This window comes from Pseudomonas sp. Irchel s3f10, assembly GCF_900187515.1.
Classification (GTDB): Bacteria; Pseudomonadota; Gammaproteobacteria; order Pseudomonadales; family Pseudomonadaceae; genus Aquipseudomonas; species Aquipseudomonas tensinigenes.
The window spans coordinates 120,736-146,835 of record NZ_FYDZ01000009.1 but is presented as its reverse complement, the minus strand read 5'-3'; the positions used below and the strand labels follow the sequence as shown (position 1 = coordinate 146,835).

General features: G+C 58.9%; 18 protein-coding genes. 9 read left to right on the top strand and 9 right to left on the bottom strand.

What is annotated here, in order from left to right:
• Position 1 precedes the first annotated feature (1 nt).
• Positions 2-313 carry a PepSY domain-containing protein gene (locus CKW17_RS19715; protein ID WP_064118601.1) on the bottom strand — a complete coding sequence of 104 codons (312 nt, stop codon included), beginning with the start codon at positions 311-313 and terminating at the stop codon, positions 2-4.
• The gene (locus CKW17_RS19710) at positions 313-621 is read right to left on the bottom strand and encodes a PepSY domain-containing protein (RefSeq protein WP_095121123.1); all 309 of its coding nucleotides are present in this window, start codon (positions 619-621) and stop codon (positions 313-315) included. The genes CKW17_RS19715 and CKW17_RS19710 overlap by 1 nt, the downstream gene beginning before the upstream one ends.
• A gap of 245 nt (positions 622-866) precedes the next feature.
• Here CKW17_RS19710 and CKW17_RS19705 point away from each other — a divergent pair, with 245 nt between their 5' ends.
• From CKW17_RS19705 to CKW17_RS19670, 8 genes are all read left to right on the top strand, one after another.
• On the top strand, positions 867-1,946 hold the full coding sequence (locus CKW17_RS19705) for a patatin-like phospholipase family protein (RefSeq protein ID WP_095121122.1): 1,080 nt from the start codon (positions 867-869) through the stop codon (positions 1,944-1,946).
• A gap of 85 nt (positions 1,947-2,031) precedes the next feature.
• The gene (queD, locus tag CKW17_RS19700) at positions 2,032-2,388 is read left to right on the top strand and encodes a 6-carboxytetrahydropterin synthase QueD (RefSeq protein WP_007915588.1); all 357 of its coding nucleotides are present in this window, start codon (positions 2,032-2,034) and stop codon (positions 2,386-2,388) included.
• A gap of 193 nt (positions 2,389-2,581) precedes the next feature.
• Complete coding sequence (locus CKW17_RS19695; protein ID WP_095121121.1) at positions 2,582-3,394, top strand: alpha/beta fold hydrolase; 813 nt, start codon at positions 2,582-2,584, stop codon at positions 3,392-3,394.
• A 245-nt stretch (positions 3,395-3,639) separates the two neighbouring features.
• Positions 3,640-4,911, top strand: coding sequence for a cytosine permease (gene codB / locus CKW17_RS19690; protein ID WP_095121120.1), 1,272 nt, complete (start codon positions 3,640-3,642; stop codon positions 4,909-4,911).
• 15 nt (positions 4,912-4,926) lie between these two features.
• Positions 4,927-6,174 (top strand): cytosine deaminase, encoded by a 1,248-nt coding sequence (gene codA, locus CKW17_RS19685; RefSeq protein WP_095121119.1) that lies wholly within the window; start codon positions 4,927-4,929, stop codon positions 6,172-6,174.
• Between the two features lie 231 nt (positions 6,175-6,405).
• Positions 6,406-8,898, top strand: coding sequence for a type VI secretion system tip protein VgrG (gene tssI / locus CKW17_RS19680; RefSeq protein WP_256586264.1), 2,493 nt, complete (start codon positions 6,406-6,408; stop codon positions 8,896-8,898).
• Complete coding sequence (locus tag CKW17_RS19675; protein WP_095121118.1) at positions 8,895-12,299, top strand: hypothetical protein; 3,405 nt, start codon at positions 8,895-8,897, stop codon at positions 12,297-12,299. Before tssI ends, CKW17_RS19675 begins: the two co-directional genes overlap by 4 nt.
• A complete protein-coding gene (locus CKW17_RS19670; protein WP_095121117.1) occupies positions 12,299-13,615 on the top strand; it encodes a T6SS immunity protein Tli4 family protein in 1,317 nt (438 codons plus the stop codon). Before CKW17_RS19675 ends, CKW17_RS19670 begins: the two co-directional genes overlap by 1 nt.
• A gap of 15 nt (positions 13,616-13,630) precedes the next feature.
• Here the strand turns inward: CKW17_RS19670 and CKW17_RS19665 are convergent, their stop codons facing one another.
• Entirely contained in the window at positions 13,631-14,614 is a 984-nt protein-coding gene (locus tag CKW17_RS19665; RefSeq protein WP_095121116.1) for a diaminopimelate epimerase, read from the bottom strand.
• A gap of 372 nt (positions 14,615-14,986) precedes the next feature.
• On the opposite strand from CKW17_RS19665, the gene CKW17_RS19660 reads away from it, so the two are divergent.
• A complete protein-coding gene (locus CKW17_RS19660) occupies positions 14,987-16,138 on the top strand; it encodes an MFS transporter (protein WP_095121115.1) in 1,152 nt (383 codons plus the stop codon).
• Between the two features lie 85 nt (positions 16,139-16,223).
• Here the strand turns inward: CKW17_RS19660 and CKW17_RS19655 are convergent, their stop codons facing one another.
• From CKW17_RS19655 to CKW17_RS19630, 6 genes are all read right to left on the bottom strand, one after another.
• Positions 16,224-18,650 carry a TonB-dependent receptor gene (locus tag CKW17_RS19655; protein ID WP_095121114.1) on the bottom strand — a complete coding sequence of 809 codons (2,427 nt, stop codon included), beginning with the start codon at positions 18,648-18,650 and terminating at the stop codon, positions 16,224-16,226.
• 98 nt (positions 18,651-18,748) lie between these two features.
• The gene (locus tag CKW17_RS19650) at positions 18,749-19,732 is read right to left on the bottom strand and encodes a FecR family protein (RefSeq protein WP_095121113.1); all 984 of its coding nucleotides are present in this window, start codon (positions 19,730-19,732) and stop codon (positions 18,749-18,751) included.
• A 40-nt stretch (positions 19,733-19,772) separates the two neighbouring features.
• Complete coding sequence (locus CKW17_RS19645) at positions 19,773-20,264, bottom strand: sigma-70 family RNA polymerase sigma factor (RefSeq protein ID WP_095121112.1); 492 nt, start codon at positions 20,262-20,264, stop codon at positions 19,773-19,775.
• Positions 20,265-20,368: 104 nt separating this feature from the next.
• Positions 20,369-20,746 (bottom strand): c-type cytochrome, encoded by a 378-nt coding sequence (locus tag CKW17_RS19640; RefSeq protein WP_095121111.1) that lies wholly within the window; start codon positions 20,744-20,746, stop codon positions 20,369-20,371.
• A gap of 212 nt (positions 20,747-20,958) precedes the next feature.
• Entirely contained in the window at positions 20,959-21,348 is a 390-nt protein-coding gene (locus CKW17_RS19635; protein WP_095121110.1) for a hypothetical protein, read from the bottom strand.
• A gap of 258 nt (positions 21,349-21,606) precedes the next feature.
• Positions 21,607-26,076: a hemagglutinin repeat-containing protein gene (locus CKW17_RS19630; RefSeq protein ID WP_095121109.1), complete on the bottom strand. Its 4,470-nt coding sequence runs from the start codon at positions 26,074-26,076 to the stop codon at positions 21,607-21,609.
• Positions 26,077-26,100: the final 24 nt, after the last annotated feature.

Genomic DNA, 26,100 nt, shown 5'->3' with positions numbered 1-26,100 from the left:
ATCAATCTTCCTTGTCTTTCACAAGTTCGCCGGTATCGGCCTTCAAGTGCAGCTCACGGGCGACACCTTCGACGGTGAGCAACTCGACTTCATAAATGTAGACGTCGTGTTTTTCTTCCAGCTCGACTTCCAGCAACTTTGCGCCGGGATAGCGATCCATCGCCTGCTGCAGCACTTGCTCCAGTGGCAGGATCACGCCCTGCTTGCGCAAATTGAGCGCTTCGTCCGGGCCGAGGTCGCGAGCCATCGCCGTCGAGCAACACATCACCAGCGCCAACGCCGTGCGGCGGGTGGCGCGAACATTAACCTTCATTACGCATCCTGATGATCCTTGAGAACCTGCCCAGTCACCGCGTCTAATTCCAGATCCCACTCCAGCCCCTGCGGATCGCGCATTTCGATCTGGTAGATGTACTTGCCGTACTGCTCTTCCAGCTCGGTGTCGGTGATCGTCGAACCCGGATGTTTGGCCAACGCGGTGGCGTTGAGCTTCTCGAAGGAGACGATAGTACCAGCGTCGCGCAGACGCAGGGCTTCGTCAGGGCCGAGATCGCGGGCGTGGGCGAGGCTGGCAGTGAAACCAATGATCGAGGCAATGGACAGGGCAGTCAGGGTTTTCATGGGGTCTCCGTATTTTTATGTGTTGCTTACGGTGGGCACCTTAGCGGGATGAACTTAACTGAAACTGAATTGCCATCATTGCTCTGAATCAACATACAACCCCTGTAGGAGTGAGCCTGCTCGCGATAGCGGTCTATCAGTCAAATAAGTGTTAACTGACACACCGCTATCGCGAGCAGGCTCACTCCTACAAGGTTTTGCAACATGTGCTTATAATTGTTCGCTTGCTAACGATCGAGACTGGTATGACCGCCATCCACATCAAATTCCCCGCCCTCACCCTCAAGGCCGGCCCGCGGGCCATGGCGCGCATTCGTGCGCAAGGCCTGAACGCTGCCGACGTCGGCACCCTGCCCGGTGCCGCCGGTGGGCCGAAGGCGTTGGGGATTCAGGGGCTGGATCTGGCGTTGTTCGCCGAATGGCTGCCCAGCGCGCCGCGCGAGCGTTCGCTGATCGGCGCCTCGGTCGGTTCCTGGCGCTTCGCCAGTGCCTGTCTGCCGGACGCCGCCGAAGGCATCCGCCGCCTCGGTCAGCTGTACGCCGAGCAGAACTTCAACAAAGGCGTGACCATGGCCGAGATCAGTCAGAGCTCGCAGCGCATGCTCAATGACCTGCTCGACGGCCGCGACGCGAGCATCCTCGACAACGCGCATTACCGCCTGAACATCATGGTGGTGAAAAGTCAGGGACGTCTGGCCGATGACCATCGCGGGCGACTGGGTCTGGCACTGGGTTCGGTGATTGCCGACAACTTGCGCGGCCGCGCACGGCTGTCGCGGCACTTCGAACGGCTGATCATCCACGACCCGCGCCTGGCCCCACCGGTGAATGCGCTGAACGATTTCCCGTCGCGCTTCGTCGCCCTGAATGCCGGTAACCTGCGCCAGGCCCTGCTCGCCTCTGGTTCGATTCCGATGGTCATGGAAGGCGTACGCGACTTGCCGGGCGCCGGTGCTGGCACGTTCCGCGATGGCGGCCTGCTCGACTATCACCTCGACCTGCCCTACAGCGGCGACGGCATCGTGCTCTATCCGCACTTCACTGATCGGGTGATTCCCGGCTGGTTCGACAAGACCCTGCCGTGGCGCAAGGCTTCGGTGGAGCGCCTGCAGGACGTGCTGCTGCTCGCGCCATCGAAGGAATATCTGGCGCGCCTGCCCTTCGGCAAACTGCCCGACCGCAATGACTTCAAACGCTTCATGGGTGATGCGCCGAGCCGGCAGAAATACTGGCACGCGGCGATGGACGAGAGCCGTCGCCTCGGCGATGAGTTTCTTGAACTGACTGCCAATGGTCGCCTCGCCGAGCGCTTGCTGACCCTTTAGTCAGCACGGCCAAACACAAGCTGGTAAACTCGCCGCCTGCCCGAATCGCTGCGGCGAACGCCATCTGAACAGAGCCGAAAATACTGTGGAAATCTTCAAGGAATTTACTTTCGAATCCGCCCACCGCCTGCCGCACGTCCCGGACGGCCACAAGTGCGGGCGTCTGCACGGTCACTCGTTCAAAGTGGCGCTTCACCTCAGCGGCGACCTTGATCCGCACACCGGCTGGATCCGCGATTTTTCCGAAATCAAAGCGATCTTCAAGCCGCTGTACGAGCGTCTCGATCACAACTACCTGAACGACATTCCCGGCCTGGAAAACCCGACCAGTGAAGTGCTGGCCAAATTCATCTGGAATGAAATGAAACCGTTGCTGCCGGAACTGAGCGCGATCCGTATTCACGAGACGTGCACCAGCGGTTGCATCTATCGCGGTGAATAACCTGGGATAGATCTCCCTTGTAGGAGCTGCCGAAGGCTGCGATCTTTTGATCTTGGTTCTTAAAAGCAAAATCAAAAGATCGCAGCCTTCGGCAGCTCCTACAAAGGGATTGGTGTATTGCCAGAGAACAGCCTTCACGGCTGTTTTTTTACGCCTATGCTTTTTGGCTCCCACCCGCCAAGAGGACAGGCCCATGACAGACTGGCTGCTGGATCAGGTCTTTGACTTCAACGGGCACCACATTCGTTACGCCGTGCGCGGCGACGGCCCGCCGCTGGTGTTCGTGCATGGCACGCCGTTTTCGTCATACGTATGGCACCGGATCGCGCCGCACTTTTTCGCCACGCATCGCGTGTACTACTTCGATCTGCTGGGTTACGGGCGCTCCGCGCAACCCGACGCCGACGTCTCCCTCGGCGTGCAAAACCAACTGTTGGCGCAGTTGCTCGACCACTGGAATATTCAAAACCCCGACGTCGTCGCTCACGACTTCGGCGGCGCCACCGTGCTGCGCGCACACCTGCTCAACGGCAAGGATTACCGCAGCCTGACCCTGATTGATCCGGTGGCGCTGACGCCTTGGGGTTCGCCGTTCGTGCAGCATGTGCGCCAGCATGAAGCGGCGTTCAGTGGCCTGCCCGATTACATCCAGCGCGCCATCGTGCCGACCTATATTCGCGGGGCGATTCACCGTGATATTGCCGATGACGAACTGGCGCCCTACGTGCAGCCGTGGCTGGGCGAGCCGGGGCAAGCGGCGTTCTATCGGCAGATTGCGCAGATGGATGAGCGCTACACGCTGCAAGCGCAACCGCTGTACCCGACGATCCGCTGTCCGGTGCAGATTCTCTGGGGTGAAGACGATCAGTGGATACCCATCGAACGTGGCCGAGCGTTACATCAAATGATCCCGGGATCACAATTCCAGCCGATTGCCAACGCCGGCCACCTTGTCCAGGAAGACGCCCCCGAAGCCATCGTCGCCGCCCTGCTGCGCTTTCTCTGAGCCAACACCCTCCCCCTGTGGGAGCGAGCCTGCTCGCGAAAGCGGAATATCAGCCACTGCAGATGTCGCCTGACACACCGCCTTCGCGAGCAGGCTCGCTCCCACATTGGGCTTGGGTGTATTCAGGTGCACCGCTTTCGCGCCAATCCGCGCGGCTCGTCTATACATAACCCGCGCCATCCGGCGTTTGGCACGACCACTGCAACCCTCCCCCGCGTCTCCTCTCTTCCAGCAAGGACCGCCCCATGACGCAGAACGATCCCGGCAACGATTACCCCCTCAGCGAAGTCCCCATGCACGCGCGCAAAGGCCTGGCCTCCACGGCCATGGTCTTGCTCGGTTTCACGTTTTTCACCGCAACGATGTTTGCCGGCGGCAAGCTGGGCGTGGCGTTCAGTTTCGGCGAAATGATGGCGGTGATCATCGTCGGTAATCTGCTGCTCGGTCTCTACGCGGCAGGCCTCGGCTATATCGCTTTCAAAAGCGGCCTGAATTCGGTACTGATGGGCCGCTTCTGCTTCGGCGAAGTCGGCAGCAAGCTCAGCGACCTGATTCTCGGTTTCACCCAGATCGGCTGGTACGCCTGGGGCACCGCGACGGCTGCCGTGGTGATCGGTAAATATTTCAATCTCGACGAAGGCACGGTGCTCGGGCTGATGGTGCTGTTCGGTCTGCTGTTCTGCGCCACCGCTTACGTCGGTTATCGCGGGCTGGAGATTCTCTCGTACATCGCGGTGCCGGCGATGATGTTGCTGCTGATGCTGTCGATGTGGGTGGCGACGGTGAAAGTCGGCGGTTTCGAAGGTTTGCTCAGCGTCGTGCCAAGCGGCTCGCTGGACTGGTCGACGGCGATCACTCTGGTGTTCGGCACCTTCGTCAGCGGCGCGACGCAAGCAACCAACTGGACGCGTTTTTCACGTTCGGCGCGGGTCGCGGTACTGGCCAGCCTGATCGGTTTCTTCATCGGCAATGGCCTGATGGTGCTGATTGGCGCATACGGCGCCATCGTCTACCAACAACCGGACGTGGTTGAAGTGCTGCTGTTGCAAGGTTTCGCCATGGCCGCAATGGCCATGCTGTTGCTGAACATCTGGAGCACGCAGGACAACACCATCTACAACTTCGCCGTCGCTGGTTGCAACCTGCTGCGCACCGGCCGACGCAAAACCGTGACCCTCGCCGGCGCAGTGATCGGCACCCTGCTCGCGCTGCTGGGCATGTACGACATGTTGGTGCCCTATCTGATTCTGCTCGGCACGGTGATTCCGCCGATTGGCGGAGTGATCATGGCGGACTTTTTCTACCGCTGGCGCGGGCACTATCCGCGTCTGGCCGACGCACGGTTGCCGGCGTTCAACTGGCCGGGCCTCGGGGCCTATGCGGTCGGCACCATCGCCGCTTTCAGCTCACCGTGGGTCGCGCCGCTGGTAGGGATCGCTGCTGCCGCGCTAACGTATGTCATCGTCACCGGCGCGCTCGGCGCTCGCAGCGCGGCCGCGCCACTACAAGACTTATAAAAAAGGATTCGCCTGATGCACATCATCAACGCCCGTTTGCGCAACCAGGAAGGTTTGCACGAATTGCACCTTGAAGACGGCCTGATCCGCAGCATCGCCCGGCAGACCGAAGCACCGACCCTCGGCCCGGATTACCTCGACGCCGGCGGCAATCTGGTGGTGCCGCCCTTCGTCGAACCGCACATTCACCTCGACGCCACCCTCACCGCCGGCGAGCCGCGCTGGAACATGAGCGGCACGCTGTTCGAAGGCATCGAATGCTGGGGCGAGCGCAAGGTCACCATCACCGAAGAAGACACCAAGACCCGCGCGAAGAAAACCATTCAGACGCTGGCCGCCCACGGCATTCAGCACGTGCGCACTCACGTCGACGTCACCGACCCGCAACTCACCGCGCTCAAAGCCATGCTCGAAGTGCGCGAGGAAAGCCGTCACCTCATCGACCTGCAAATCGTCGCGTTCCCGCAGGAAGGCATCGAGTCGTTCCGCAATGGCCGCGAGCTGATGGAAGAGTCGATTCGCATGGGCGCGGACGTGGTCGGCGGGATTCCGCATTTCGAATACACCCGCGATCAGGGTGTCAGTTCGGTGAAGTTCCTGATGGACCTGGCCGAGCGCACCGGTTGCCTGGTCGACGTGCATTGCGACGAAACCGACGACCCGCATTCGCGCTTCCTCGAAGTGCTCGCCGAAGAAGCGCGCAGCCGCGACATGGGCGCCCTCGTCACCGCCAGCCACACCACGGCGATGGGTTCTTACGACAACGCCTACTGCGCCAAACTGTTCCGCTTGCTCGGGCATTCCGGAATCAGCTTTGTCTCCTGCCCAACCGAAAGCATCCACCTGCAAGGACGCTTCGACAACTTCCCGAAACGCCGTGGCGTAACGCGCGTCAACGAATTGCTCGAAGCCGGGATGAATGTGTGTTTCGGCCAGGATTCCATCGTCGATCCGTGGTATCCGCTGGGCAACGGCAACATCCTGCGCGTGCTCGAAGCCGGGCTGCACATCTGCCACATGCTCGGTTACCGCAACCTGCAAAGTGCGCTGGACCTGGTGACCGACAACAGCGCCAAAGCCATGCATCTGGGTGAGCGCTATGGGCTGGAACAGGGGCGTCCGGCGAATCTGCTGATTCTCTCGGCGGACAGTGATTACGAGGTGATCCGCAGTCAGGGCTTGCCGTTGTATTCGATTCGCGGCGGCAAGGTGTTGATGACGCGGCAGATGCCGGTGGTGGAGTTTGCCCCGCAACTGATCTGAACGAACTTTCAAAAAAAGCCCGAAAACCACGTCTTTTCGGGCTTGGCTGATGGCACTTCGCCAAGAAACATTCTGAATCACTTCCTTTTTACCCTTATAGACCGGGGACCTCCTCCCATGTGCGCAACTTTTTGCGCAACTTTTTCCCTTTAACATCCAGCTCCTGTCTGCGTTCTCCAGACCGATGCAAAACGCCCGTGGATGACCGGCGTAAATCTCAAGGAGCCTGAGATGTTCAACCCCGCTAACGAAACCCACTTCAGCCTCAAGGTCGAAGACTACGTCGGCGACCTCCAAGTGCTGTCGTTCACCGGCACCGAAGGCATCAGCCAGCCGTTTCGTTTCGACCTCGAACTGGTCAGCGAAAACCCGGATCTGGACCTCGAACAACTGCTGCACAAGCAGGCGTTTCTCGCATTCGATCCACAAGGCTCGGGCATCCACGGCCAGATCTACCGTGTCGCCCAAGGCGATGCCGGCAAGCGCCTGACTCGCTACAAAGTGTCGATGGTGCCGCAACTGCAATACCTGCATCACCGCACCAACCAGCGCATCTACCAGCAGATGTCAGCGCCGAAAATCATCGCGCTGATCCTTGAAGAACACGGCATCAAGGGCAACGCCTACAGCTTCCAGTTGAGCCAGCCGTGCCCGGATCGCGACTACTGCGTGCAGTACGACGAAACCGACCTGCACTTCGTCCAGCGCCTGTGCGAAGAGGAAGGGATTCACTACCACTTCCAGCACAGCGACAAAGGCCACCTGCTGGTGTTCGGCGACGACCAGACCGTGTTCCCCGATCTCGGCCAGCCGACCGCGTACGTGCAGGGCAGCGGCATGGTCGCCGAAGAACCGGTGATCAAAGGCTTCAAGCTGCGCCTGGAAACCCGCACCAGCCGCACCACGCGCCGCGACTACGACTTCGAAAAACCGCGCCTGCAAATGGAAGCGGCGTACAAACCCGAAGGCGCTCTCGATAGCAAAGACGCTGAGCCAGATCTGGAAGACTACGACTACCCCGGCCGTTTCATCGACCGCGCCCGTGGCAAGTTCCTCAGCCAGCGCGCCCTCGAACGCCACCGCGCCGACTACCGACAAGCCGAAGGCCGTGGCGACCAGACCAAACTGGTCAGCGGCCACTTCATGGCCATGTCCGACCACCCGCGCAGCGAGTGGAACGACCTGTGGCTGCTCACCGAAATCGTCCACGAAGGCAAACAGCCGCAAGTCCTCGAAGAAGGCGTGACCAGCGACACCACCGACAACAAAGACGACTTCCACCAAGGCTACCGCAACACCTTCCTCGCCACCCCGTGGGACGTGTTCTACCGCCCGGCCCTCGAACACCCGAAACCGCGCGTGCTCGGCAGCCAGACCGCCATGGTCACCGGCCCTAAAGGCGAAGAAATCCACTGCGACCAGTACGGCCGCATCAAAGTCCAGTTCCACTGGGACCGCGAAGGCCTGGCCGACGACAAAACCAGCTGCTGGCTGCGCGTCTCCAGCTCCTGGGCCGGCGACCGCTACGGCGCCATCAGCATCCCGCGCATCGGCATGGAAGTCCTCGTCACCTTCCTCGAAGGCGACCCCGACCAACCGCTCGTCACCGGCTGCCTGTACCACAAGGAAAACCCGGTGCCGTATGCACTGCCGGCGAACAAGACACGCAGCGTGTTCAAGACACTCAGCTCGCCGGGTGGTGGTGGGTACAACGAACTGCGCATTGAAGACAAGAAAGGTGCGGAGCAGATCTACATCCACGCCCAGCGCGATTGGGATGAAAACGTTGAGCACGACCAGAAGATTCGGGTCGGCAATGAACGCCACGACACGGTGGTGAAGAACACCTATACCGAGCTGAAGGCCGAAGAACACCGCACCACGATTTCCGACCGCAAGGTTGAGGTCAAAGCCAACGATCACCTGACCGTCGGCCAGAACCAGCACGTCAAACTCGGCACCGCCCAACTGACCAGCGCTGGCCAGGAAATCCATCTCAGGGCTGGCGATAAAATGGTGATTGAGGCCGGTACGGAGCTGACGATCAAGGCCGGTGGCAGCTTCATCAAACTCGATGGCGGCGGCATCACCGTGATCGGACCAGTGGTGAAAATCAATGCCGGGGGTGCGGCGGGAAGTGGTTCGGGGATTGCGATACTGACACCCACCCTGCCGATTCCTGTGGATAAGGACAAGGCAGGCCACCTGATGGATCGCGCTCAGGGCAATGCGCAATCACCCGTCGCACCTGTCGAACAGAAAAACCTTCGTTTCGATATTCGTCTAGCGGACAGGCCAGGCGAGGGATCCTTCGCGCTGGCCAATACTGCGTGGCGAATCATCAAAATGAGTGAGCCCACTTGGAAGAAACTGGGCCGTGTACCCGAAAGTGATGTCATTGCCAAAGGCGAAACCGATGACGACGGCAGGGTCATTCTTTCCGAGGAGGCGCAGAAAAAACTCTCCCTCGAATACTCGCAGAATCCGGAACTGTTCTGGTTGGTGTACCCAGGCCAGTGTGTCGCCCTGAAAGCGCATACCGACACGGGATGGTCAGAGGTTCAGCGTGAAATGCTGGCATTGGCCAGCATGGACTTCAGCAGCGAGCCCCACGCGAATCCAGATCATGCGCAAGCCAGCACCGACAAGCGCAGTGCCCTGGAGAACCTGACCATGGCTGACGGCATCGCACTGTTCGACAAGTTAAAGGAATTCAAGGCATGAGCCATTTGAACGGCATTCAGTCCAAACAACTGAACCAGCTGAACTCGAAAGACGGAGAAGCCTTCACTGCCACTTCTGCACCAGGTTGGTTCATCAAGGGTAACTCAACGTATGGCGAAGCCTTTTCACCAGAGCGCCCGGGCAACCTGGTCAAATTTTTCACTACCGGTAGCGATTACTTCAAAGACGTCGCCAGTGCGATTAAAAACGCCAAAAAGTCGATTTTCATTTCCGGTTGGCAAATCAACTACGAAGTCCGCCTCGAGGGTGACACCCGTCTTTGGGACTGCCTGAATCACGCTCTGCGAAAAAAAGGTGAGACGCCGGATATCTACCTCATGCCGTGGTTGTCCCCCAAGGCTGCCGTCGATACTGGCGACCTGGAAACCATGGTGGCTGCATTTATTCTGAACGCAGGTCTCAAGAAGAAAAAAGTCTGGTGTCTGCCAGCGATCCAGCAAAGTGATATGGGTAGTCTCGGCCTGTTCTTTTCTCACCATCAGAAAATGGTAGTGATCGACAACGAAGTTGCTTACGTCGGCGGAATCGACCTCGCCTATGGCCGTCGTGATGACAACAACTTTCGGCTTGCCGCCGATGGAAGAACTGCGAACGAGTTTTACAACCCTTGCATCCCTGCGCTCAAGGAAATCGATCCACACCAACAATACCCCTACATGACGACCGTCGAGTTGATCAGCGCAGCGTTGATGGAAGGCGATGTGCTGAGCAAAGCCCAGCGCAAGCTGGCCTGGGCCATGGACAACAAAATGTTCAACGTACTCCGTCAGGCAAAAAAAGAGGTGGGTGAGTGGTTCTCGGACAAGGGCAAGGATGGCATGCGCTTGCTTGGCGCAGGCGCTGCGTACTCCACCGGAAGCGTCCTTTATATTGCCGAGTTTGTTAAAAGACAGATGACCGGTGACAACCTGGAAGCCTGGAAAAACACTCTGCGTCAATGGAAGGTCTCACTGGACGGCGCGGTTAACACTATCGATCAAGAAGCTCAGACCCTGAAAAAAACCGACAGTACCCTGACTGAATTGCGTCAGGAGGCAAAATCCATAAGTCTGGCAATCGGTGTGTGGCTGGAAAAACCGCAAGAAGCTTCAGCCATTCAGCAACGAGTCGAAGACTGGTTGGTACGCGCGCAACAGAAAGTTCCGATGCTGACGTCCATGACTCAATCGGGCCGCGCCAGACTGCATAATCAGGTCGGCCAGCTCAAGAGTGAAGTCCAGATGTGGGTGCAAAGAGTCACTCCGCAGTTGGATCAACTGCAACAGGACCTGTCGACTTGGGCCACGCAAATCATAAAGTCTGGAGGGCAGCTCACGGACAAGTTGTTGAACGAGGGCAGCGAACTGACCAGTCTATGGATCCAGCAGACTGGACTGGGGGCTTTTTACGCCTGGATCAACAACACACCTTCTCCGATTCTTACGGCCAAAGCCCTGCAGGAACTTGAGCAGATCTCCACGCCATTCATCCTCTATCTGCATTCGGTACTTGATCGTTTGAGTGAGACTCAAAAGGACGAGCCCTATTCGTACCTGGCCGATCCAGCGACTCGCTTGCTGCCGCGTGGTGGGATGATGCTCGACGACAAAACGCAGCCGCGAATGCCTTGGCATGACGTCCACATGCGCCTGGAGGGCAGCTCTGTTTATGACTTGTCGCGCAACTTTATTGACCGATGGAACAGTTTGCAGGCTCGCTTTGATGGCAAGGTGCAAAAAATGCCAAGCGCGCTGATCGGTCTGCTGAAATTTGCGACGAAAAACCTCGAGCCTGTCCCTTTCAAGGCTCACTATCTCGCGCAACCCGAACGTGTCGCGCCCACGGGCGAAATGAACGTACAGGTTCTTCGCAGCGCCCCGATGCGCATGCGCAACGAAGAGCGACAAGGCGCTGCCAAGGCAGGGCATAACCTGACGTCTGCTGCCCCCAACGGCGTGCAAGCCAACTGCTTGCAGGCGATGCTTCAGGCTATCTCTGGCGCGCAGCACTTCATCTACATTGAAAACCAGTTTTTCCAGAGTGAATATGGTGCAGACAGTGCTGATACTGCTGCTGTCACTGCGGGGCCCATGCAAAGCCTGATGAAGATTGAAGGCCTTCCCGGCTACGAGATATACAAGGACAGGCTGCGGTTGGGGAATCTAAAAGACAATCCCAAAAGCCTGGCCAATGTGGATTACTTCGAACTTGCCAGAATGATTCGCAACAAAGAGGCGGAGACGTTCACACAGGGAGTGATGCAGGTACTGAGCAACCAGTCCACCGTCGAAATACTCAAAGGCATGCAAACACCCCAAAATGTGATCAAGAACCCTCTCTGCGAGGCGCTCGCTGAGCGTATCGAACGGGCAATCGAAATGGGCGAGAACTTTCACGTTTACATGGTGCTTCCCGTTCATCCAGAAGGTCCATTGAACGCCCTGAACCTGATGACTCAAGTGCACTTGACCATGCAAAGTCTCTCTCTGGGAGAGCAGAGTCTGATCAAGCGTATCCAACGAGCGATGGCCATAAAAGCTCAAATGGACAGGGGCAAAACAGAGACTCAAGCCATAGAGTCCATCAAGTTTTTCAAAGACCGCACCGAAACGAAGAGAGTGTTTGAAGACGAAGACTGGAGCCGCTACCTGACCCTTTTGAATTTGCGCTCCTGGGAGGAAATCAATCAGCAACCGGTCACAGAACAGATCTACATTCACAGCAAATTGCTGATCGCTGATGATCGGATCGCCATTCTTGGCAGCGCCAACATAAATGATCGTAGTCAGATGGGAGATCGAGACTCGGAATTGGCTGTTGTCGTGGCTGGATCAACCTCACTTCCCACTTCGATCAATGGCCGCATGCAATATCCGGTATGCCCTCAAGTCAAACAATTGCGCACAGATTTATGGCGAAAAATTTTTGCCTTGAATGCACAACCACGAAAAAACTCGGTACAACCCGCCAGTGATCTGGAGAAAGTCATCGCAACCCCCGCAGCGGCCGCGACATGGCAAGCGATCCAGCGTCAGGCCTTCAGCAATGCAGAGGCCTATGAGCAGGCTTTTCGCCACGTCCCTCGCAACGACGCATCCATCTGGCCACTGTGGGGACAGGTATCGGTCGCACCGCCCTCTTCTAGCGCCGCGGTCAAAGGTGCAAGCAACGCCATGCCCTTTGAAAAAGAATTCTGGCTCAGCACCATGGCCGGCAAGCACCCGACCACAGTATGTGGATTCATCACCGCACTTCCGATCCATTGGACGAAATACGAAAACAATAACTCAGGGTTCAACCTTACGATCCTGGCGAAAATCGAACCCACGCGTGACAGAGCTGCAACATCTCAGCACTATGCCGTTTTAGCGCAAGACACTCAGAGCAAGGAAAGAACCTGATGCGCCATCTCCCCCTGATGCTGGCACTTTTGACGCCAGCTGAGGCTTGGGCAAATGCAGCCCCTGCAGATAACCCGAAATGGCGTACCGAGTGCCTCGGCCGGACGCTGTTCGATGTACCGGGAGACATTGAATGGCACGTCGCCGGCGGGCACTGGAACTATCCGGACTTTGGAATCTATTCGCCTAATATTGACCCCAGCGAAAAGCAACTGAGCTATGGCGACAGCCCTTTCCGGAAGAATGGCTATCTCTTCGATATCGAGGTCAGTCCACCGACAACACTGGCGGTTTTTCAGCAGTTGAAAGATCGCCACGGCCCTGACATGGAAGGCGCGCAAACACGCGCCATAGAAAAAAAAATAGACGCCATCAAACAAGCGCTGACATGGGAGCTGGAGCAAAGTAACCCAGAACAATTCAACGCCTTGAAAGCTGAACGGTATGCATTGGAAGACAAACGCGTACGCTTGAGCAAACTCTATTCAGAGACCGTCATGCTCAGAGGCACCATCGCAGCGTTTACCGAAAGTGGGCGGCCCACCGAGAAACTCCAGTCAGAGCTTGAACGTTATCAAAAAGAGCTCGCCACCTATCCGTCTGATGCCCAATTTGAGCAAGAGCGTTATGTTGACTGGGACATAGTCGATGCACAGATTTCCTGGGCCCCCGGAAAACTGGTCGCATTGCTTTGGCGTGGCGGCCATGTCTACCGTTTCACCGTCACTGACAGTACGCCAGGTAACCAAACTGACCAAGCGCTGGAAACACTGAAACCCAAAGTCCAGACAGTACTGGCAAATTTCCGCCCGCGAGCCCCATTCGAAATACCGCAAGAGCCGGGGTTTTGCTTGCCTTTCGGCTTTATTGCCGACAATGGCCGCGAGAATTACGCTGTTACGCTGGCATGGCATCCCACCAAAAATCCGCGCCTTCTTTACAGCCTGAACTTGAGCAATGAAAGTGATAAAGCGCTGAAGCTTTTACCCTTGTTAACCTCCACAATGTTTGCCAATCCGTTCGCGAACGCCGTTGAACGCAACAGGTTTGGCCCTGAACCTGCCAAAATCGGCGCTATTGACGGTGTTATTGGCGGTGCCCGCTATAGAGGTATTGATCCGGATAACGGCGAAAGAGAAACCGCGGAACGCTTCACTCTTACTGCCGGGCATACAAACTCCGAGAGCAGTCCTGCGCTGGTGCTGAAAGTCGAAAGCTTCGCGAATCATCAACCTTTGGGTTTTGAACAGGTAAAAACGCTGCTGATGCATACGCTGCAAAGCGTGCGCCCTCTTCCCGAGTCCACCCAGAAATAACCCCGTGCACGGCGTTCAGTGCGCAATCCGTCGCGCGGTGCCAAACAGTCTGACGCCGCGCAATTGCCCGTGTTCTGCATCAAGCAGGATCGGCGCCGTACCGCCGGGCATCACCACCTGCACTTCACCGGCCGCCACCCAACCCACACGCCAGGCCGCGCAGGCCACCGCACTGGCACTGGTGCCGGAAGACGCCGTCGGCCCCTCACCGCGTTCGAACACTCGGGCGAGAATTTTCTGTGGTGATTCCAGCACCGCCCATTGCAGATTGACACCTGCCGGGCATGGATCACCGGCACCGGAGGGCATGGCGTAGGCGATGTCGGTCAATCCTTCGTTCAGGGGTGATTCACGCATTTGCTCGTTGCTCGGCAAAGCAACTGCATCGTTGAGCAGTGTGACGCAATGCGGATTGCCAATTCGCACGAATTGGCTGTGCGCCCAGTCGGGATCAAGTTGTGCCAGGGGTTGGACGTGGCTCAAGTCCCGCGCGTTGAACTCAATGCCTTGAACAGTCTTCGCATCGACGGCATCCGGCCCGAAACCAGGTCGGCCAAGATCGAGCCAAAAGCCTTGAGAGCCTTCGACTTCAGCCGGTTTCACCGAGGTCTCCACGACGCCACCCTTGTCGTGATGCACGCGCAACAACGCGCCCTCCTCCGACATCAAGCCTTGCTCGGTCAGCGCCTGCGAGAAAATCGTCAGGCCATTGCCACTGCGCTCGGCGAGGGAGCCGTCGGTGTTGACGATCAATACGTCGAACGGTGGCGACGTCTGGAAAGGACCGATCAGCAGGCCGTCGCTGCGGTGGGATTTGCTGTTCGCCCGGCGCTGGCCTGCGGGCCAGTCGCAGCAGATTTTGATTGCTGCTTCGCTCCACGACCCACGCGAAGAGGCGCATTCGGTGGCGCTGTCGGGCAAGGCAATGCCCGCGTCGCGCAGTGCCTGCGGCGCAATCACCCCGTAAATATTGCCCCGTGCATCGTAAAACTGCGTCATCAGTGTTTGCCCCTGTCGCCGAAGAAGGCCACTGTAAAACGCAATCCCTTGTGGGAGCGAGCCTGCTCGCGAATGCAGTGTGTCAGTCGATATATTTTTAGCTGACACTGCGCCTTCGCGAGCAGGCTCGCTCCCACAGGAATCGGTGCATGACCGCTGATTAGTGAGCCTGCTCCAATCAATGTGGGAGCGAGCTTGCTCGCAAAAGCGGTGGGTCAGTCGATATATTTTTCAGCTGACATTCCGCCTTCGCGAGCAGGCTCGCTCCCACAGGGTAGGATGTCGGCTGTACTGCCTCGAATGATGGGCGATCGAACCTCGTCGCCGTATCACTGTCCTTCGGGGACGCGAAGTTTTTTGCCAAGGATCGATATGACCAGCCTCTACCCTCAAGACACCTTCGTCCCCGGACGCCTGCAACAGATGTCCACGCGCATCGCCTTTTTCATCGCCGGGCTCGGTATTGCCGCGTGGGCGCCTTTGGTGCCGTACGCCAAGGCCCGCGCCGGACTGGATGAAGGCACGTTGGGGTTGCTGCTGTTGTGCCTCGGCGTCGGTTCGATTCTGGCGATGCCGCTGGCGGGGATTTTGGCCACACGCTTCGGCTGTCGGCGTGTCGCTACCGGCGGCACCTTGTTGATCTGCGCGGCCTTGCCCTTACTGGCGACGGTGTCATCGATACCGGCGCTGATCGCTACCCTGTTCATGTTCGGCGCAGGCCTCGGTACGGTGGATTCGACCGTGAACCTGCAAGCGGTGATCGTCGAGCGCGCCAGCGGCAAGAACATGATGTCGGGTTTCCATGGCTTGTTCAGTCTCGGCGGGATTGTCGGCGCGGCGGGGGTCAGTGCCTTGCTCGGCCTGGGTTTGACGCCACTCGCGGCGATGCTGGTGGTGGTCGTGGTGCTGATCGCGGCGCTGTTCAAGTGCGTGCCGCACATGTTGCCTTACGGCAGTGAAAGCTCGGGCCCGGCATTCGCCATCCCCCATGGCATCGTGCTGTTTATCGGCGGAATGTGCTTTATTGTCTTTCTCACCGAAGGCGCGGCGCTGGACTGGAGTGCGGTGTTTCTGGCGCAGGAACGCGGGATCGACACGGCGTACGCGGGGATGGGTTATGCGGCGTTTGCATTGACCATGACGGCCGGGCGTTTGATGGGTGACCGGATTGTGCGGATTGTCGGTGCAACGCGGATCATTTTGTTTGGCGGTCTATTGGCAGCGGCCGGTTTGTTTCTGGCGACGTTTGCTCCGAGCTGGCAAGCGGCGCTGGTCGGTTATGCGCTGGTCGGCGCTGGCTGTTCGAACATTGTGCCGGTGCTGTACACGGCGGTAGGCAAGCAGACGGTGATGCCGGAAAGCATCGCCGTGCCGGCCATTACCACGCTCGGTTATGCAGGGATTCTGGCCGGACCGGCGGTGATCGGGTTTGTGGCGCATGCCAGCAGTCTGAGTTTTGCCTTTGGCTTGATGGCGGTGCTGTTGGTCGCGGTGGCCATTGGCGGCAAAGTCCTTAAAGTCTAAAAGCTTCGCGAGCAGGCTCGCTCCCACAGGATTTCAGTGATCCATGTGGGAGCGAGCCTGCTCGCGAAGAAGGTGACGCGGTCTATCAGAAGCCGACGCTGGCCTGCACAAAGAACGTGCGCGGCGCACCGACATACATCCCCGAGTTGTTGTCGCTGGAGCGGGTGAAGTACTGCTTGTCGAAGACGTTCTTCACCCCGGCGCCCAGCTTCAGGTTCGACACCTGTGGCCCGAAGTCATAACCCCCACGCACGTTCCAGGTCACGTAACCCGGAATGTCGCCATACTGCCCGTCCGCCGTGCCATCGGTGATGTAGTTGCCGTTGAAACTGCCATCGGCATTCACACCGGTACCCGGCGAGCGCTGTTTCGACTGGGCGAAACCGTCAAGGTTGTAGGTCCAGCGATTGATGTCATAGCGCAAACCGACGGTCGCCACCTGCCGCGAATAGAACGGCAGATCACGGCCCTTGAAGCCCGGAATCTCACCCTCATAAGTAGCGCGGGTGTAGGTGAAGCCGGCATTGGCGGTCAAGCCGTCGAGACGCGGATCCAGCGCCGCCATGTCGTAATGCACCGAGGCTTCGATGCCCTGGTGCTTGGTCGCGCCGAGATTGGTCCAGCCGACGTCGTTGCTGATGTATTGCAGCTCATCGTCGAAGTCGATGTAGAACAGCGTCACTTCACCGCCCCACACGTCATCGTTGTAGCGCGTGCCGATCTCGTAGGTCTTGGCCTTTTCCGGCTCCAGGCCATTGGCGGTCTGATCACCCGAACCGCCCTGACCGAGCTGGAAATACTGCAGGCTGCCGAATGAGGTTTCGTAGTTGGCGAACAGTTTCCACGCGTCCGAGAGGTGATACATCACGCTCAGCGCCGGCAGCGGTTCGTTGCTTTCGATGCTGCGGTTTTTCGCCTGCACCGGTTTGCCCGCCGTGTCGAGCACCGCGCGGTCATGCCAGTCGGTGCTGATGTGTTCAAAGCGAATGCCCGGGGTGATGGTCCAGTTGCCGACATCGATTTTGTTGTCGATGTAGACCGAGTTGGCCTCGGTGCCGCCGGTACGATCCTGGAACACATGACCATCAGACGTCGGCGTGAGCACTGGCTGGTTGTTGACCAGCGCCACACGGCTCGACGATTCGTGCATCGCCTCTTTCAGATAGCGATAACCGACGCTGACTTCCTGGGTGGTCGGGCCGACATCGAAAACCCGCGAGACCCTTGGCTCGATGCCCAGCGTGTAATACGAGCGCGGGTACGAGCTGAGGGTTTTCTGGTCGCGGGCGGCGATGGTGCTGCCACGGAAGCTGTCGGTGTAATAAGTGAGGATTTCCGCTTGCGTGCGATCGTCGATCTGGCGGATCCACTTGAACGACACGTCCTTGCGCCGACCGGTGAACTGATCGTAGTCACGCACCGAATCGTACGGTTTGGCGTCGTACTGCTTTTGCGTCAGGCCGCCGGGCATATCAGCCGTGGCGTCGTAGTAGTGAAAGTTGAGGCTGAAATCGTCCTGATCGGTCGGCGCCCAGTGCGTCTTGAGCAACACGTCATCGATGTCATTGCCGTTGTTGCGTTCGCGGTAGCCGTTACCGTTGACACCGGAATACAGCAACGCCACGCCCATGCCGTTGTCGGCAGTGCCGCCGAGGAACGCGGTGTCGATGTGTTTCCAGCCACCGTACTGTGTGGTTTCCAGCGTAGTGCCGATTTCACCGGTGGCTTTTTCCGGGATCGCCCGGGTGACGAAGTTGATCACGCCGCCGACGTTCTGCGGCCCATAACGCACCGAACCGGCGCCACGCACGACATCGATGCTGTCGAGGTTGCCCGAGGAAATCGGCGCCATCGACAGTTGCGGCTGGCCGTACGGGGCGAACGCCGCCGGCACACCATCGATCAACACGGTGGAGCGCGGTGACAGACGCGAAGTCAGACCACGCACTCCGACGTTCAGGGAAATATCGCTGCCGCCGGTACCGTTGGAATCCTGCACCTGCACGCCCGGCACACGCTTGAGCACGTCACTGACGTTCATTGCGCCCTGCTCGACCATCGCTTCGCGGCGAATCACCGTGCGCGCACCGGGGTGGTTTTGCACCACCGCAGCGTTGGCATCACCGAGCCAGTCGCCGACCACCTTGATGTCGGTGACGCCCAGTTCCAGCGGACCGTTGCTGGCGGCGGAAGTCGTCGCGGGCGACAGCGTCACCGAACCTTCATTGATCTGATAATCCAGACCGCTGCCCTGCAGCAATTGACGCAACGCCTGCTCCGGCGAGATATCACCGTCGACGGCCGGCGCCTGTTTGCCAGCGACCAGATCCGGGCTGAAAAACACTTGCAGCGATGTCTGCTGACCGAGTTCGCTGAGGGCCTGACCCAGTGGCTGCGCGCGGATATGGATCGCTTCGCCAGCGAATGCCCGTGGCATGGCCGCGTTAACCGCCAGCGCAAGGGCCAGCGGCAACCAAGGGGATTTTTTGTTGTTGGCAGGGGTGTTTTTCACGTCGTACGTAGTCCTGTGGATCGCAAGAGTGTGCGGCTGTTAATGCAAACCAGTTGCAGTTGAACAGGAAGACGATGAACTCGAAAAAAACCTGAATTTTATTTTGCGATTATTTCCTGACTGCCATCCGCGAGAGTGCGAACGGCCACCGGCAGGATGCTCGGCAAGGCCTTGAGCAAGGCGTCGGTGTTGTCGGATTTGAACACGCTGGTCAGGCGCAGACTGGCCACGGTCGGGTTGGCCACGGTCAGCGGCTTCTCACGATAGCGCGACACTTCGGCGACCACTTCGCTGAGGCTGGCGTTGTTGAACACCAGTTTGCCACCGCGCCACGCCGTCAGTTCCGCCGCGTTGACCGCATAGGCTGCGGCCACTTTGCCTTGCGCATCGACAGAAGTGCCAAGGCCTGCGGTCAGGTTGATGAACTGATCATCCGCTGCATCACGACCCTGCACTTTCACCGTGCCCTGCTCCACCGCCACGCGGGTTTGCGCGATATCGCGACGCACATCGAAACGCGTGCCGGTGACCGTGACCTTGCCATTGCCGGTCTCGACCACGAACGGTCGCGTGGTGTCGTGCGCGACGCTGAACATCGCTTCGCCTTCTGCCAGTTCGATGACGCGACGATCCTGTTCAAAGCGCACCTGCAAGCGGCTGCGACTGTTCAGATCAATCACCGAACCGTCCGGCAGCGCCACGTGTTTACGCTCGCCCAGCGCCGTGGCGAACTCGGCACGGTAACCGCCCGGATGATTCAAACCACTGAACAGTCCCAGCCCGAGTGCGACCGCCAGCACACTGGCAGCCACGGCATAACGCAGCATCGGACGGCGTTCGCGGCGGCTCGGCGGTGTTTCAACGAGGGCTTTGAGGCGTGGCGCCGGCAGCAGATCGGCCGCCGACCACAAGCCCTGGAGCAACTGGAATTCGTCACGGTGCTGCGAATGTTGATTCAGCCAGGCGTCGAAGCGCTGCTGCTCGTCGCCATCAATAGCCGGCTCCTGCAAACGCACAAACCAGCGAGCCGCGTCATCGCGCACCGTTGTTTGCCCGCACGCGCAATCACGCGTATCCATCATGGAATGTCCTGTTGGGCTGGGGAGGAAATGTCGCAGCGGCTCATGACTGCAACCCGTCGAGGCGATCACGCAGATGCCGCAGGGTGCGGATCATATACTTTTCGACCATGTTCTTGGACAGCCCCAGGCGTTCGGCGATTTCGGCCTGAGTCAGGCCTTCGATCTTCTGCCAGACAAAGATCTTGCGACAATTGACCGGCAGCTCGCTGAGCGCCCGCTCGATGGAGTCGGCCAGCTGGATCGCCTGCATGTAATGCTCCGGGTCGCCGGATGACGACTCACTGTGATCAAGGGCCTGTGACTCCATGGCGCCGCGCCGATCCTCACGCCGATAACCGTCGACCGCGATATTGCGCGCGGTCTGGTGCAAATACGCCCGTGGCTGCTGCACCGCCGCCGAATCCGACTCAAGCACCCGCACAAAGGTGTCGTGCGCCAGATCCTCGGCCTGCGCGCGATTGCGCAGGCGGCGAGTCCAGGTGCCGATCAACTCTTCGTAATGCTCGAAAAAGCCGGGTCTGCGGGGACGCATGGGGGTATGGGCGGCGTGCTGAGGAAAGGGGCGTGAATAGTAATGGTTACCATTAAGCCGAAGCAATGGATTCCTCGACCGACTGTCCGCGCAGCAACTGAAGCTCAGCGTTTTAGCGCAATCACGCCGCTCATGTATTCATGCAGATCGCGCAGATCCTTAATGCTCCAGGCGTGTGGCGGTATCTTTACCCCGTTCTCCTGCAACGTTTTCGGAATCAGATTGCCGTTCGGGCGAAGGATGATCGACGACACAATCACGCCCGGATATTCATTCAGGCGTTTTTTGAACGCGGACGTTGTCAGGTCAGGTGTGGGCGGGTTGCTTTTATGCGCCAGCGGCCCTGTGCCTTTTATATCGGCGCCGTGGCACACAGCGCAGCGCTGCGAATAGAGATTTTTGCCGTTGCTGGTGTCCGCGAAGGACACGGATGGTTGGGCGATCAACAGAGCCCCGATTACAGCGACGAATGCTGTTTTCATTGTTTGCCTCCCTGGCGTCTTTAAGGTCGCGCATGATGCGCGAGATTTAACCCCTGACGCAAAACAAAGTGGGAGCGAGCCTGCTCGCGAAGGCGGTACATCAGTCACTTAATGCATTGACTGATCGGACGCTTTCGCGAGCAAGCTCGCGAAAGCGGTAAACCAGTCACCCATAACATTGACTGAATGGGCGCTTCCAGACATCTGAACTACTAGTGATTCTCATCGCAGGTCGTACCATCAGGATAACTCAGAAAAACTCTAATACGGGCTGACTGTTCAGGGCCTCCATTAATCGTATAGCTCGCGCGACCATATCCATTGAGGATCGGTTTGATATGTAAGAAATAATCACCAATTAACTCCTCAAACCCTTTTACCTGATCATTTTCAGTTACAAAGTGATTGAGTGATATCTCAGTATCTGGAATAGGTTTATTACTCATATCCTCACCCTGCCAAGTCAACTTCAATACCGCTCCGACTTGCGCGTTACCCAGAGGGCCGATTTTTACTCTGATTCCGTCCATCGGCTTGGAGGTACAGTTGATGAGGGGCGGATCGAAACTGAAGTCCGCACCTGGAAAAGTAATTTCACTCATATCAATTTCCTTTAATCAGCGTAAGAGAATTTAATGAAGTGTCAGCAGTTGTGGCTAACCATCCACCAAGCTAATTAAAAAACAACGCTCTCGATTCGGTAACTGTCAGAAATAACAGGTTTACAGATCAATTCGAAATAAAAAATATAAACTAGTCACTTATTTCATTGACTGGATGGACGCTTTCGCGAGCAGGCTCGCTCCCACAGGGTTGGGTGGTGGATGCAGGTTCAAGTGCATCCACCGTTGGCCATTGGATCAGCCTTTTTCGTCGATCCCGCCTTGCAGGGTCTGGGTGTCCAGATGCCCGCTGAGGGTGACCGGACCGACTTTCAGATTGCCGTTTTCCAGGGAAATCTTCGGTGCGTTTTCCTCGGCTTTATGCGGCAGTTCAAGGCCCGCTTTCACACCGTAGTCACGGTTGCTCAGATCAGTGCTGCTGACCTTCGAACCACCCAGATCGACCTTCCCTTGCGCCGCCGAAATCCGCGCGCCGCTCAGTTGTGTTGCGCCGTCGACCGCGAGGTTCAAGCCTTGGCTGGCACTGATACCGGACGCCTGCGCAACGCTGTCCTTGTGCGCGTACTCACCCTGCGCTTTCAGCGTCGGTTTGTAGTCGGTGCCGGCGAGTTTCTCCTTGTCGCTCGGTGGATTTTTCTTCGCGGTCAGGCCCAGATCGACATCGATCTTGGCGTGATTACTCGAGTCCTGACGGCTTTCAACGCTCAGATCACCCGCGACCTTGCCGCTGACAGTTTTCGCGTCGATCCGCGCACCCGCCAGTTGTGCATCACCGGCACTGTTCAACATCACGCTGTCAGCCTTGATCTGGCTGTTCTGCTGGGTGCTGCGTTGCAGGTAATCCACACCGACTTTGGCTCCGGCGTTGAAGCCGTGATCGCCGCTGGCCTTCTCATCAGCGGCGGTCGGGGTTTTGCTGCTCAGGTTGCCGCCAGCATTCAGCGCCACGTTCCAGTTGTTGCGGTTGTCGGTGGACTGCGCCGACTCCTGCACATAACCGCCCTTCTGCGCGTCGATGTTGACGTTCGGTGCGCTGACTTGCGTGCCCTGCAGATGAATCGAATCACCGCTCAACGCGACGCCGCTCTGGCTGTTGAGCTGGCCACCGCTGAGGGTTTTCGAATCCTCGTTAACCCGACCGATATTGAAGTTGCCACTCAGATTGCCGCCCTGATCACGGCTCTTCTCGCTGCTGGTTTTGCTGCCGCCGCCCTTCAAGCCGCCGCCGAGGTTGCTGCCGGTGGCGGTGTGAGTGTCGGTGGCCGCTTGCAGATCGAGCTTGCCGTCAGCGTGCAGATCAATGGCGCCAGCGCTGTCGACTTTCGCGCCTTGCTGCACCTGATTGCCGCCGCTGCTCAACTGCACCGGACCGTTGCTGGTGATGCTTGCCACATGGGCCTGGGTGTCAGTGGTTTGCTTGCCTGTGTGATCGAGCTGGAAACCGGCGCCGACGTCGACGTTGGTGCCATCGGTTCCCGGCAAGGTGCCGACCGCCAGCGAGGCGTTGCCGCGCAGGCTGCTGTCATTACTGGTCTGCCGGTCGTTGGCCTGATTCAGCGCCAGATCACCGCCAGTCTTGATATTCACACCGCCCTGCCCGCCGTCGAAACGGCTGCCTTCGAACTGCGCATCGCCGCCGACCTTGATATTCACACCCTGGCTGCCGGCATAAGCGCCGACAACAGCGGTGGAGCTGTTCTTGCTCGACGCACTGCTGCCACCTGCGCCACTGCCGGCGACGTTCACGTCTTCGCCGGTCTTGGTGTAGACGCGCACATCAACCTTGGCATCCACCGCGTTAGCGCTGCTGTTGTGTGTGTTGCTGGCGGCATCGGCAAGCAGTCGGTCAGCGCTGATGTTCACTTGGCCGGCGCTGGCGTTGTATTGCGTGCCTTGGTCGTGCAGCGTGCCCGTGGTTTTCACATCAACAGTGCCGCCATCAAAACGACTGACCACAGCGTTGTTGTTTTGCTCGGTTTTGCTGGCGCTGCCATGACCGATTGCAACGTCGATTCCGACATTCGGCTGACCGAGATTGGCCAGCGAGTCCTTGTCCGGCACCTTGCCGTTGAGCACGTCTTTGACTGCGCCCGCGATCGGCCGGGCGATGTCCTTGTACTCGACGTTGGCGCCGATGTCCGCCGACCAATTGCTGTCGTTGTGCGTGCTGCTTTCGCTGTTGCTGGCCGCGCGATTGTCGATCTCGTTGGCGGCGACGTTCAGACCGTTGCCTGCCTTGAGTTGCGCGCCTTCGGTGGCGAGTTTGTCGGCATTGATCGTCAGGCTGCCGCTGCTCTGTACGCTGCTGGTTTGTGCGGTGGTTTTGCTGGTCGAATCCTGCGCCGTGCTGCGGGCGAAATCGACGCCACTGCCGGCACGGTCGAGGCCGCCGGTGTAGTAGAAACCGCCGCCGGTGCTGGACGTATCGGAAGAGGTTTTGTGGCTGTCTGCTTCGGCCAGCAACGAGACGTTTTTGCCGCTCAACGTCGTGTCGCCAGCGGTGGAGTTCACTTGCGCGCCTTTGAGCGTGACGTCACCGCCCGCCCTCACCTGCACACTGCCGCCGCTGAGGCTGGAGCCTTGCTGGGTAACATCGTTGCGGGTGACGGTTTGTTGTTTGTCTTGGTAGTGAATCCCGGCGCGATACTGCTCCGGCGTTTGCTCTTTCGCATAAGCATCGAAGCCACGGGTTTGCGTGGTGTCAGTGCTGTCGTGAGTATTCTGCGCAGCATGCACATTGACGTCGCCCGCCGCGTCGGCCGTCAGCGCCCCGTCAGCCTTGACCGTCGAACCCGCCACTTTGATGTCCTTGGCGCTTTTGAGCTTGAGGTTGCTGTCGGATACCAGTTCGCTGCGCACGGTGCTGCTGTCTTTGCTGTTCTGCCGCGACTCGTCCTTGCTGATGCCGAAGAACTTGCTGTCCTTGTCGTGGTTGTTGCTGTGCGAGGTGTCCTGCACGCCATCGATCACCAGCGATCCTTTGTCGCTGATCACGCTGGCGTCACTGCCGCCACGCACCTGACTGCCGCTGATGCGCACATCGTCAGCCTTGACGATCAGTTTGCCGCTGGCGTTGACCTTGCTGCCCTGATGCTGGGTCTTGCCCTTGTCGGCATCGCCGGTCTTGCCAAAGAAACCACCGCCAACCAAGTCACCGGAGTAACGGTTGTCGCTGCTGCGATGGGTCCGTGTGGCGGTGCTGATTTCCACCTGTTTACCGGCCAGTTGCATGTCGCCGGCGCTGCTCAATTCAGCGCCTTCGGAGCGCAACAGCGCGGCGGTTTGCAGGGCGATGTTACCGGCCTTCAACTGGCTGGTGACGCTGCGCTGCTCTTCGCTGCTGCTGTTCCAATCGGCTTTCCACAGGTGCTTGCGATGGTTGCCTTGATCGGTCTGGGTGTGGCTTTCGGTGGCGGCGGTCAGGCGCAGATCGCCGCCGCTGTGCACGTCGAGATTGTTCGCCGCTTCGACTTTGGCGGCTTTCAGCTCGGTGTCTTTGCCGGACGACAACTTGGCGTCGCGACTGGCGATAATCTGGCTGCCATGCTGCCGCGATTCGCTGTCGGTCTGGGTGCGGTCGTAGGTTTCCCAAGTGATGCCGATGGTGCTGTTGTTCCAGTTTTCACGCTTTTCCTGAAGCTTGCGGCTTTCGACCGTGGACAGGGTCAGGTTGCGTTTCGCGTCAACGGCGACGTCGCGAGCGCTGACATCGGTAGCCGCCAACGTCAGGTCCTTGCCGCTGTGCAAAGCGACATCGCCCTGACTGCTGCGAATACCGGCGCGGGTCACGTCGAGGCTGTTGGCCACGGCTTCACCGCTGACACTCAAATCACCGGCGGAACGAATCTGCACGCCGTCACGCCCGGCCACTTGCACCGCGCCCACCCGCACGCCTGCGCCTTCGGCGGTGCTGACAATATTGATGCGCCCGGCCTGCATCGCGCCGAACAGGCTGGCATCAATGCGTTGATCGCCGGTGTTGCCGGCAGGGTCGACTGTTTTCACCTGACCGCTGGCGTATTCAACCTGATTGCGCCCGACCGTGAGGTTCAATTGATCGCGCGCAGTGATCGCGCCCTGGCTGTCGATACGCGGCGCAATCAAATTGATCGAGCCCTCACCGTTGCGCAGGCCGCCGCTGTGAATCTGCAACTGACCGCTGGCGTCGCGGCTGTTCAGACTTTGCAGTTTGCCGTCATTCAATTCCGGACGACCGACGACCAGATTGGCGTTCGGCGTGTTGATGAAACTGCCGCCATTGACCGAGATGCCGTTGGGGTTGGCCAACACGTAATCGGCGGGCCGGCCGAAGATTTCCTGCGCGCCGTTGATGGCGGACGGGTTGCGACTGATCACTTCGTTGAGGATCACGCTCGCCGCCTGGCCTTGCAGTTGCGGGTTGGCCGCCAGTTGCCCGGCCAGTTGCGATTGCCCGGCCTGCAAGGCGTTGTTCAGCACCAGGCCCTGACGGTCGACGTTGTAGTCGAGGAACTGGTTGTGCGACAGGCCCGAACCGTTGGGCGCGACGATGTTGACGATGGGCACACCGCCCTGGGTCTGCAATTGCGCGGTGCCGCCGGGTCCCGGTGCGACCACGACGCCGCCGGCGAGCGCGCTCGGCAGGTGCACGGCGAAGAACAGGCTGGCAATCGCCCAGCGCAATTTGCCCCGAGGGGAAAGATGAAATGCAAAGGTGTGTGCTGGCATAAAAACGTCTCCATGTGAGTACGG